The following is an 11,561-nucleotide window of genomic DNA, read 5'->3' as shown; positions in this document are numbered from 1 at the left end:
CCATATTTCTTTCATAGGATTAATAGAAAACAACATGGCAATTTGCCATGTTGGAACCTTAGAAGAAACTACCTGGCAACTTGCCAGGTATATTTCTGATAGAAAGAAAATAATTTTACAATTTGAAAGAACGAATATCATCGAGAATTTCAATGAGGCATTTTTCATAATTTTCTGCAATCGATTTCCAGTCGCCTTCAGTAGCAAGCACTTTTTCAATTTTCTGTGCCAGTTCTAGGAATATATTGCTTTGTTTCATGCTGTTCTTAATAGACCTCCCATATTTTCCTCAATACCGATTGCTCCGTATTCTGAACAGTTATCATCGTCTAAATTCAATACATAGGCATACGGGTATCCCATTGTCAATACTTGTCTGTCGTCTGACCATTCTTCAATATGCTGGCTGATGTAAAGAAGTGAGAGACATTCACCAAATTCAAAAAAGTTGTGAATAACGTGATAAACAACGTTCCCAGTTGTTTCTTCCCAATTTCGAATTAGGCTAGTATAATCTGGTTCGATTTCAAAAAGAAAGCTGTGAACGGATTGAAGAATTTCTCCTTCTAGAAAGGCTTCTTCTACACATTTGTCGAGATTAAGAAGCTTGATTCTTTCAATCGCCTCTTTTTTCTGCAAGTTTTTATCCATGATTTCTCCTCCTCTGCGGTATGCCGCTAACTTAGGTAAGGCTCATGTACCTTACACTTTCTTCGGATCAGCAGCCGAGGAGGGAAGTCAAGCGGCAAGCACTTTAGTGCGAGACGCCGTAGGGCAACGCTTGACGAGCGACTTGGATGCGATATTCCATATTTCTTTTAAAATACATCTGAGTATCAGGAATATATAAGTTTACAGAATGAAATAACAGCAAAAAGAACTTATGAGGGAACAGAAAAAAACAGGATTATAGTAATCCTGCTTAATGTAATACTGATACCTTTTTTTCTTCTTCTGGAATGTCACCAAGATAGATGACTACGGCATCGCATCTGTCTTGTCCCAATAAATTGCTGCCATTCATATTTCGAAAACTTGTTCTCAATCGTACTGTATGATTCTGCAATTTTTTAGGTGGATCAAGATAGAAACAAAATCCATAGCAACGTAGGATTTCTTCTTTCTGCATTTTTGTCTTTTCTTCAAAATATAACTGATGCACATCCGATAGTTCAACCGGAACCATTTCATCATCGTCGTCCGGACTCATTTTGATTTGAATTCCAACGATGATTTTATGCTTTTTTGTGATATTAGGCGAGTGAGCAAGCACGTAGAAATTGTATTTTTCAGAACAGTTTTTCTCATCGCTGACAATTTTATCAATACATTTTTCCATTACTGTTTCAAGATACATATCTTCAAATTCCTGCAAATGCTCGCACATCAGAGCTGCAACACTTTTTTTCTCCATCATTGTTTCGCAGGCGAAGTCTATAAATAATTTTTCAGCTAAATTATTCATAGTACACCTCCGTTGATTCTGAAAAGAGTTTTGAGATTTTCGCTTCTTCTTTCCTTTTAAAGTTTTTATTCATGACTTTTTTCCTCCTTTGTGGCATGGTAACCACGAACTCTGTAAGGCTCATGTACCTTACACTTTCTTCGGATCAGCGTCCGGGGAGGAAAATCAAGCGGCAAGCACTTTAGTGCGAGACGCCGTAGGGCAACGCTTGATGAGCGACTTGGATGCGATATTCCATACTTCTTTGTAAATATAAAGAAAAAAACATGGCATTTCATCTGCCATGCTGATTGAATAGATAAAGTGTATATAAGTGTTAAAGAAATATTCATTTTATTGAAAAGCAACAGAAAGTAGTTGGATGTTATCAACATTTAGTCTGTTCTTCAGCTAATACTTCAATTTTGTTTTCAATAAATGTTATTGCATCCATCTGTTCCAGATCGGATTTAGAAATCTCAAATTCCTCAATGATTTCTTCATTACTGTCATAGATCTTGCATAATCCGCCGTTTTCGTCATCACCGCGATACTCGTACTGGTAGCCAAAAAGTTCGTCACGAATTGTATCCTGCACCGGATCATTAAGATTTACAGTCTTATTTTGTTCTATCACTCGAATGAGATCTCTTGAACGTTCCTGTACAAATGATTCGATCACTTGTAGTCTTTCATCTTCAAAATTGTACAGATCATGCTTTTTAAAATGAAAATCGAATAACTGGCGTAGCTTTCTTATATCCTGTCGGCTGCAGAAAAGCGAAACAAGCTCATCATGAGGACGTCCTAATGCAGAATAACTGTGATCTTTGATATACTGTTCAATTTTACTGTTATCCAGGATATCTTTATTTGACAGATGCGAGAGCAAGGAGATCCCGTGATCGAATAGAGGCGCCATCTTTTCATATTGATTTGTTTCATTGTTTTTAAGAAAACCAAAATTTCCGAAATGACGATCTTCATTCAATAAAACAGCATCCAGCAGGATCATATCTTTAAATGAATCATAGGCGTTATTCTTTTTGATTACTTCTACAAGGGAAGTTAGCGTACTGTCCTGCAGAAGCTTTCCAATAGGGACAAATGAATGATCCAAAGAAGTAAAATTACGGCACGTGCTTGCCAGAATGTTTTTCCATTTTTCAAGGTTATATGTGACATGCTCTATCCCCATAGCTTCAGCAACCTGTGCCGCATAATATTCAGTATATGGCTCGTTGCCCCCGTTTGAAAATTCTAAAGGATTTGTACCGCCTTTATATAGATAGAGGGAACTGTCGATCCTTCTCCAGCATTTAGGAAGCATTCCATTGGTCGTCATTTCAGGGCTTGGCGATAATTCTTTGATCGTATCGCTGTATCCTGTAAAAGCAACAAGACTTAATGCTTCAGAAAAGCTGTTTTCATAAAGATTATATTCTCTGAAAGTACCGGAGAATTCTTTTTTTGTTACCCAGTAAACATCATTTACACTAAGTCCCAGGCAAACATCAAGAAGACCTGCCAGATCATGTCTTTGCAGCCCTTGAGAAGACAGGATTTCTTCAACAAAAGTTCGATTTCTCGGAATCATTCTTCTTCTTAGCCACTCAAGAAGAGAATCGTTATTATAAACTTTTTCTGGATAGTCATCTTTAGCCTCACTCATTGAAACTATGCTGACAGAGTAATCGCCTAATTCATTTTTATTTAATTCGAATTCGATAAGCGGCATATCTTTTTTCTTTAACTGATATCTAGCCAATGAAACCACCTCCTTATTAATAATAGATCTCTTTTTCTGCATTTTAGCATAATTCATTTATAGATGCAATGAAACATATTGTTATGGAATTTAATAAAGAAAAGATATTTTTTCTCCAGCAAGCATATAGGCAATATACTCTTTTTTATCTTTTACAGAAAACGATGTAATTTGCTGAGTGGAAATATTAAAAGAAAGTTACCTGGCAATTTGCCAGGTATGACTATTTATGATTCTTTATGTTATCTAAACCTCGAAGAATACTTTCTATTAATTCATTTTCCTCATTTATTGAGTAATACTTATATTGAGAAAGAGAAGGGAATATGCTGTCGGGATCAATATCATCCAGCTTTAGAATTCTCCAATCTTTTTTATTCGCAACTACATTTGCAAATGCGGTTTTAAATTCAGCTTTTGCATTTAATGACATTTCATAATTTTTGCTAATGATCAGCAGAACCATATCACATTGCCATATTCCTTTCATAATGGCCTCATGAAGATGCTCTCCTCCTTCAATATTCTTTTTATCTATCCATATATTTAAACCAATGTCTTCAAGATGATCAACGATCCTTTGAACGATTTCATTATCTTTCCAGGAATAGGATATGAATAATTTTGGCTGATATTCAGGAGTCAAATGAAAACCTCTTTGTTCTAGTTCCGAATCTTCTAAAAAGTAAAAGAGTTCCTGAAAAGATAATCTTATATATTCTTCATCAGCTTTATGGTGAATGCTGCAGCAATTCCATAGCCTTGATTTCATTTCTTCAAATAGATCCTTCAATGTTTTATCTGAATAAAGGACGATACCACATGAATTTAAATAATTTCGGATTGCTTCAATTTTATTTTGGTCTTCAGCAACCAGTGCAACTAATGAATCCAGTTTTCCTGGAATATTATTGACGCATAATAAACAAAGATCATTTTCTGATAGTCTGCTGTTAATCCAGTGTACAGTCTTGATATATTCTGTTCGGGATCCATAGGGAATTTTAAAATAGTGCATTTTACGAGTCATTAGAAATCTCCTTGAAATCATTACGTTATTATTATATATCACTACGGGAAAAAAAGGAGACTCTTTTAATTCGAGAAATGATAGAAATCCTATAAAATGAAACAAGTATGAATTGGAATTGTTTTGCTTTTCCAAACATATTATATAGTCTTCAGAACAGACATCTGATTTTATTTTATCAAAATTCCTGTAAAATAAATCTTCGGAAATATTTTTCATAATTGGCTTTCATCCCGTTATTTCAAGTAATTTATCTTTTCGCCAACAAGCGTATAGGCAATATACTCTTTTTTATCTTTCGTTTTTAAAGGAGTTGCCTGAATCCGTCCCTGAATACTGATCAGATTGCCATTTTTACAGTGTTCCATGATAGTTTCAGCGTTGGATTGCCATAGTTCTATCTCCATCAGGTCTATGTCATATTTTCCTTCTTTATTGGTAAAGTTTCTCATAGATTCAACTTTGATTTTTAAAAATTTGGTACCATTTTCTGTTTGCTGCAATTTGCTTATTTTTTTTATTTTTCCTTCTATTACGAATAGATTCAGCATATAATCACTCCCCTCTGTCTGATGCCTATCTGTTATATGAACGTTCAATCTGCAGCTTATCTGAAAGATCTTTAATTGTCATGATCCAGTCTTCGTCTTTTAACTGATCGATGTCACCGATCTGCTGAAGATATAGGATGAGTTCTTCTTTATTACTGGACTGCTGGAATGCTTCAGCCTGAATTTCTGTAATCTGTTCGCTTTCTTCCAGGTCATTGAGTTTGCTATCATAATAACGGTCAAGTGATTCTTCAAATTCTTTATAATTTTTTAAGATAACAGGTTTCATATCTTCTACAGAAGGAAGCTGAATTTCCTTATCCTTTAACAGTTCGTCAGACAGAAAGCAGACTCCAATAAGATCTTCAGCTGTGACTCTATCCATTTTGCTGATCACCTGTTTCACAGTATTCAGCTGATATTGATTCATCATGTTAAGCTGCATAGAAAGAAGATTGATTTCCTGCGGGTCACCGATGGGTAGTTTTGGAATAAAGGCATATTCTTTTGGAAGGTACCGTTCTGTTATGTAGTGTGTTCCATCACCTATAAGGTCTTTCTGAAGCTGAGACAGCTGATCGGGATCTTTTGGAAAAGAAAACCCTTCACCATCAAAATAATAATCGAGATATTTAATAAAATGCGGGGTCAATTCTGACATTAAATCACTCCTTTCGGTTTACATGGCAAATTGCCATGTATTATTCATTATCTGTGTTAACATCACCATCAAGATAAATGAAGCCGATAAAATAGCCTCCGCCATTGCTTTGCCGATTTATCAGCCAGCTGATATCACCGGAATTGATCCGGATGCTCTGTATAGCCTTTTCCAGTGTTGTCCACTTTAACAGGCTTGTTCCACTGGCATTTCCTTCTGAAATCGTAATTGTTTCACCGTCATATGATTCGACATAAGCAACATGCTGAAGATCTCCGCCCCATACGACGATTGAGTTTTTAGCAGGAGCCTGTCCTACACTGTAACCTTTTGCCGCAGCGGTCTCATACCAGGTTCTTGCATCTCCAAGGGGAAGATCCTGAAATCTTTTGTTATTGACTTCATTAACTCTTGCGTAGACATACCATGTACACTGACCGGTCCAGCCTGCATTTGAAAATGGATTAAATGGCGATCTATAGGTTTCACCATAATAGTTTGCAGGAAAATCAATTGATCCCATTCCTTCATCTCCAGGATCATAAAGACTTGTACCTAAGAATTGAATCAGATTCTCATCGCTTATATTTTCGAGACCTTTATAGAAATCAGTTTTCTTCAGATTTTCTAAATATTCTTCACTGGATACAATAACAGAACCACAGGATTGCTGAGATTCATCTTCACAGACCTCCTTGGTGAATAAGCTTTTTAACTGTTCAAGCGATTCTCCTGTAGGACGCTGATCATTCAGATAGTGCGGTAAAATCAGCCACATAATGTTAACGTATATATTTTCACTATAAAGCTCGCTGAGGAAAGGCTCGTAGAAATTCTGATAATCTTCGGTACCGTTATTGCTTGAAAAGTAGGTCTGCATGATCTCTGAAGCCGAGGTCGTATCGCCGGATATGATACTTTCTTTTACAAAGGAACTGTTTCCTCCGGAAAGAGACGGAACTACAGCTCCTGCTATAAGAGAGAAAACAAGGATTGCGGCAAATCCATAAATCATAGTTTTAGTCTTCACCATGCTACATTTCCTTGAGTTCGTTCTGAGTCGGTATGACATGAATAGGGATATGCCGCTGACCGCAGATGAATAGGGCGTCTCCCTGAAGACTGCTTTCTATAAACTGCATCTCGTTGTTATTAAGATCGATCAGTTTTGACAAATCTTCAATCGATCCTTTTTCAAGATGCATAATGATTCTGTACGGCGAGTTGTCAAAGATTGCTTTTCCATGAGTAATGATGCGTTTGTCAGTGAAATCTCTTGGCTGCTGTGTACCAATGACACAGACATTATTGTATTTACGGGAACGGCGTACCATCTGTGCGAGAAGCTTGCTGATTACTTCTTCAAGCATCTGTGTTGAGGCTTCATCAAGAATAAAAGCGCTCAGTTCGGAATCATCAAGACACAGTGACCAGGCATACTGATAGATGACTCTTGTTAAAGCATTGACGATCTTATCGTCCTTTGTAAAGAGTATTTTTGTACCGAATCCGATGATATTGCGGTCACCGTCACTTGGCTTGATGGTCGTATGTCCATTGAGATAGATGCTGTATTCATTGAGTATAGGCTTGATCTTCAGCTTCAGATCGTTCAGCAGAGATACCACTTTCTCTTTTCCTTCCATATTCAGATTTTCTTCGATCATAAGATTCAGAGTTTTATCAAAATCTGTAAAAGTAGGGAAGCGGTCTGACGGCATGCCTTTAAATGAATCGGAAAAGGTGATTCCATGTTCTGCGTAAGTTCGTATGACGACATCGCCAACGATTGAAAGCGAGTCATCGGATATGGAAGGCGACAGATATGAAAGGATGATCTTGATATCATCGATATTGTTATAAATGGACGTTTCCGTATCCCACATAACTGAAGCATCCTCATCTTCTTCAACGCTGTTCGGCTTCAGATCGAAAACGTTGATAATGTTTCCTTTTCTTCCCATGTTGATAAAGGAGCCGCCATATTTTCGGATCATTTTTCCATTCTTGTTTTCAGGATCGATCCAGACGATCTTTGCTTTTTTTCGTATAAAATAGCGGATCAGCAATGACATGGTAGTTGTTTTGCCGCTTCCAGTATCGCCAGCTAGAACGATATTGCCGGCCTTTCTTCCTTCCTTTTTTGCTTCATCTTCTTCGTTGATCCATTTAAAAGGATCAAACAGTATAATTCCGTGATTGACATGCTCGTGTCCTAGGATGAAGCCGTATTTATCTTTCAGTGTTTCAAATACAAAAGGATAGAGTCCGGCTGTTCCTAGAGAGGGAAGAGGGACCCCTAAATTTTCTTCGATTACTTTCGGGAGTCCGGTTTCTGTAAACAGGGGAGAAGCAGCTTTAAAAAGCTGTTCCTGCATCAGCTTGGCAGAAAAAAGACTGAATCCCTGAGTCTGAAGCGATGATTTGAAATCTTTTGTCTTCTTGTTCAGATCATCCAGATTATCTGCCATGACAGTAAAACAGATTGTTACGTTCTGTGTCATATCCTTTGAATTGATGATTTCATTGACATACTGATTCATGGAGGCCAGTTCATCGCTGAGCTGTTCCAGTCTGAATCTGTCATTTTCGGAATTTTTATATTCTTCTTTTTTATCGTTGAACTCTTTTTTCAGAAGCGATGCACAGTCCATGTCCAGCCTTTCCGTAACGATCTGCATCTTGATATGTGGAATGGCCGCATACTGAGAAAGCAGTCCTAACGAGAATTCCCGCGGCAGCTGTGTTACCAGCAGATTGCGAGCATATTTTTCTCCAATCATATAATAAGTACCTTTGAAGGCAAGATCCATCGGAGTCAGACGCGATTTCTTTACTAATCGTTCATTATTCCATATCATCTATCAATTCCTCCTGTTCTTCTTTATCATCGGTGTCATATCCGTACTCTTTTCCTGGAAGGACTTCATAATCTTCATCTTTCAGACTGGAAAAGATTCCATGAGAAAAATAAAAATTATTGATCATCGGATTTTCATACAGATAAGCAAGAAAATTTTCATAGTCGCAATCATCAAGTTCTTTAAACCGGTATCCTGTAGACAGGAACAGTCCTACGAGCTGATTGTATTTTTTTACACAGTTTTCATAGTTATGGTCTTTGACCATGAGGAAGAATTCAATTTCTACATGCGTCTGTTGAAACCAAGCAGCTTTCTCAAAGTCGTTCTCGATCATTTCCCAGATTACAGGATCTTCCTCCTCCTGCATCTGTTTAGAAAGCTCGCTGAGATGTGCATCAAGGTTTACAGGATTGTGACAGACTGCCCAGTAAAGCTTAAAGTTAATTTGATTCAGAACGGAACGGATCTGATTGATGGCGACAAACTGGGCATTGCTGTTTTCGATAAAAAGATTGCGTGGAATCAGCTTAATGCCAAGAATATATTCTTCCGTCTTTTTTGATTTAAGAACAATCATATTGTCTCTGATTCGCTCGACATGACTCCAGGCAAGGGATGTAGCCAGTTTCTTTTTTGTGCGCTCTGCTTTCCTGATTTCTTTTTGTTTTGCTTTTTCAGGACTCAATTTTTTCTTCATACTTATAAATTCCTTCCCATATATATTTCTTCGGCTCTTTCATAATTCTTATTTTTAAAATAATATATTCCATCATATTGTGATAGGTACTGTATGGAACCACCAGAAAAGTAGAGGCAACCAGCGGAACCAGCAGAAGAAAAAAGATACCAGGATGGATAGATAAATCGCTGGTCAGATAGAATAAATTTGACACGATAGAAAAAGTCCATCCTACGATAAGCAATATGAGATCGATGATACGAAAACGTCTTGCAATAAGACGGGATTTTTTAAAATTGCTTGGTGAATAAAACCTTATCAAATAAAATCATCTCCTTCTTCTATTGGGTTCTGTCCAGAAACACCTGCTGGATTGTTTGCCGGACCTCGAACTGCGTGATAAAGATTGCTTGCTGTCTGGAAGCCGGTATTCTTAGTAACGTAGCCTCTTCTGGTTGAAACCGACTTTTGGCCTAGAATTCTGTTGGCTGAGGCAACATACATGGCACTGCTGAATTTAGCGGCCGTTGGATGCTGATTTGCGAAGTTTCTTGCAAATGTATTGCTTCGTGTGAGACGCGGAGCTTCTGAACTAGCTGTCGGCTGTGATGTTTCAGTATTGCTGGCACCGGACTGTACAGGTCCGGAATCGACAATCCCCGCATTGCTGTATGAATAGTTAGCTCCTCCGGCAGAAGTGCTGAAACTGCCCATACCGTATGGAGCCGAGCTTTCCTGTGTCCGTGGCTGATCTCCCCAGAAGGATTGTTCCATGCCGGCTTGATGGAGTGCCTGGGAGGGCTGCCCGCGATTCATGCCCGTTGGATCTACTCCCGTATATTTAGCTGCATTCATCTGTTTTTCAGTAGGATCTCTGAAATATGAGCTATTCATTGAACCGTTGCTTCCATCAGAAAATCCTCCTGCACCTCCGCCTCCTCCAAAAGGCGAGAAACCGTTAGTACCGGATACTCCAGGCAGAGGACCTCCACCGCTTCCGTCACCGGAGTCATGACCGCCTAAGCTTCGTCCGCCAAGAAGACGGCCACCGCCATAGATGCCTGCCGCTCCGGCAGTAACAGCTGCTGATGTGAGCATGCTTCCAGCTGCTCGGATTCCGCCGGCAAACGAAGTTGCTGTATGAATTGCCTGCATTGACTGCATAGCACCCATGCCGTCACCGCCAATGATCTGTGCAACACTTGAAGGACCAGTGAGGATACAAAGCAGACCGCCCAAAAATACCATCGTTCTTGCGATTACACCTAAATTAGCGATAGCCGTTGATGACGTTACCACTAATACGAATTTAAAAAGCAGGATCTGAAGGAAGTTATTCATCAGGTCTGCTGCCAGCAGGCGTACCCATCTTGAAAAAGACTCGTCATTAAAAGAAACGAGTCCGCTGATTGGTATAGGTGAAATAAGAATCTTGAATCCTATATCAAGAAGTCGTTTGCCAAATTCAAGTGAAACTAAAACGATAGCATAACAGGCAATTGCTGCTTCGACAAGCAGAAAAATCAATGCTGTCGTATCAGGAAAATAGTAGTATTCGCCGTCGGCGCCAAGAAGCCAGGCTAAAGCTCCGCCGATGATAGGAACATTGCCTTCCAGCCATCCTTCCAGACCGGTTGATGAATTGATATCAATCACCTGATAAGGCGGGTAGATACCATCGGCAGCAGACGAATAGATTAGATAAGACGGGGTGCCCTGATAGGTCGCATAGACCTCGTCGATATATTCATCGATAATTTCATTTCCCGTATGTTCTGGCACATACTCGATAACGTTGTTTTCAACCTGAAAGAGTTCTGATGAAGTTTCGATCATATCTGAAGCAAATCCTGTAAAGAACGAAACAGTCATTGGTAGAAACAATATTACGGTACAAATTACACCGATCTTTACGATAATCTGAAATGGATTAAATTTATCCAGCAGATCCTCATTGAGACTTACTTTCAGATATAGAGAAACGACACGAACAAAAGTAAGAAAAGCGATAAAGATACACAGGATTCCCCACCACTGCCATAAAGTCGTGCTAGAGCTGATATCGAACGCTGCTATTGATTCCATAGCATTGTACAGGGAGTCCATAATAAAGAACATTCCTTTTAAAAACAGCCATAGTATCCATCGAAAAGCATCGATAATGAGATCCATAATTCAACTCCTTATTCAACAAGACCGAAGATCTTAAAGAATGTTGGTATAAGTTCAACAATGATCGTTGTTACAAGGATCGTAATGCCTGTTTTTTTGAATGGCCGCTGTTCTTTCTCGTTTTCATCTTTTCCAAGCCATCCTATGTAAGACACCAGAAGTACAAACATTCCAGTAATGGGGATTGCCCATAGCGCAAAGTCTGTTAACGGAGTAAACCATTCATTAAATGTATTTCTTGCTTCATCTTCATTGAATGATGGGGTAACAAGAAATACCGGGATTGTATAAAAGAAAATTTTCAATTTATTCATTTTTATATTCCTTTCTAGCCTGGCAGATTGCCAGGTAATAAAAAAACATGGCAATTTGCCATGTTGTAAATCATTTTA

Annotated in this window: 12 protein-coding genes; all 12 read right to left on the bottom strand. The window is 38.4% G+C overall.

The features are described 5' to 3' along the window. Positions 1-255: 255 nt before the first annotated feature. A complete protein-coding gene (locus ACZYT3_RS12205; RefSeq protein WP_071441729.1) occupies positions 256-651 on the bottom strand; it encodes a hypothetical protein in 396 nt (131 codons plus the stop codon). Positions 652-922: 271 nt separating this feature from the next. Next, positions 923-1,465, bottom strand: coding sequence for a hypothetical protein (locus ACZYT3_RS12200; protein WP_464088843.1), 543 nt, complete (start codon positions 1,463-1,465; stop codon positions 923-925). A 367-nt stretch (positions 1,466-1,832) separates the two neighbouring features. Continuing rightward, on the bottom strand, positions 1,833-3,212 hold the full coding sequence (locus ACZYT3_RS12195) for a HipA domain-containing protein (RefSeq protein WP_464088842.1): 1,380 nt from the start codon (positions 3,210-3,212) through the stop codon (positions 1,833-1,835). Positions 3,213-3,435: 223 nt separating this feature from the next. Next, on the bottom strand, positions 3,436-4,461 hold the full coding sequence (locus tag ACZYT3_RS12190; protein WP_464088841.1) for a toll/interleukin-1 receptor domain-containing protein: 1,026 nt from the start codon (positions 4,459-4,461) through the stop codon (positions 3,436-3,438). A gap of 17 nt (positions 4,462-4,478) precedes the next feature. Beyond that, complete coding sequence (locus tag ACZYT3_RS12185) at positions 4,479-4,793, bottom strand: single-stranded DNA-binding protein (protein WP_464088840.1); 315 nt, start codon at positions 4,791-4,793, stop codon at positions 4,479-4,481. 25 nt (positions 4,794-4,818) lie between these two features. Next, complete coding sequence (locus ACZYT3_RS12180; protein WP_071441733.1) at positions 4,819-5,454, bottom strand: hypothetical protein; 636 nt, start codon at positions 5,452-5,454, stop codon at positions 4,819-4,821. Between the two features lie 40 nt (positions 5,455-5,494). After that, positions 5,495-6,487, bottom strand: a complete 993-nt coding sequence (locus ACZYT3_RS12175) for a CHAP domain-containing protein (RefSeq protein WP_071441734.1) — start codon at positions 6,485-6,487, stop codon at positions 5,495-5,497. A gap of 1 nt (position 6,488) precedes the next feature. After that, positions 6,489-8,315 (bottom strand): VirB4 family type IV secretion system protein, encoded by a 1,827-nt coding sequence (locus ACZYT3_RS12170; protein WP_235858746.1) that lies wholly within the window; start codon positions 8,313-8,315, stop codon positions 6,489-6,491. Then, positions 8,302-9,015 (bottom strand): hypothetical protein, encoded by a 714-nt coding sequence (locus ACZYT3_RS12165; RefSeq protein WP_464088839.1) that lies wholly within the window; start codon positions 9,013-9,015, stop codon positions 8,302-8,304. Before ACZYT3_RS12165 ends, ACZYT3_RS12170 begins: the two co-directional genes overlap by 14 nt. Next, positions 8,993-9,319, bottom strand: coding sequence for a hypothetical protein (locus tag ACZYT3_RS12160; RefSeq protein WP_083383189.1), 327 nt, complete (start codon positions 9,317-9,319; stop codon positions 8,993-8,995). Before ACZYT3_RS12160 ends, ACZYT3_RS12165 begins: the two co-directional genes overlap by 23 nt. Beyond that, positions 9,316-11,169, bottom strand: coding sequence for a hypothetical protein (locus ACZYT3_RS12155; protein WP_464088838.1), 1,854 nt, complete (start codon positions 11,167-11,169; stop codon positions 9,316-9,318). The genes ACZYT3_RS12160 and ACZYT3_RS12155 overlap by 4 nt, the downstream gene beginning before the upstream one ends. Positions 11,170-11,180: 11 nt before the next feature. Then, positions 11,181-11,483 (bottom strand): hypothetical protein, encoded by a 303-nt coding sequence (locus tag ACZYT3_RS12150; protein WP_071441737.1) that lies wholly within the window; start codon positions 11,481-11,483, stop codon positions 11,181-11,183. Positions 11,484-11,561: the final 78 nt, after the last annotated feature.

The organism is Traorella sp. mt218, from assembly GCF_055420025.1.
Note: the sequence above shows the minus strand (reverse complement) of the source record. Positions and strands in the feature narration are given on the sequence as shown.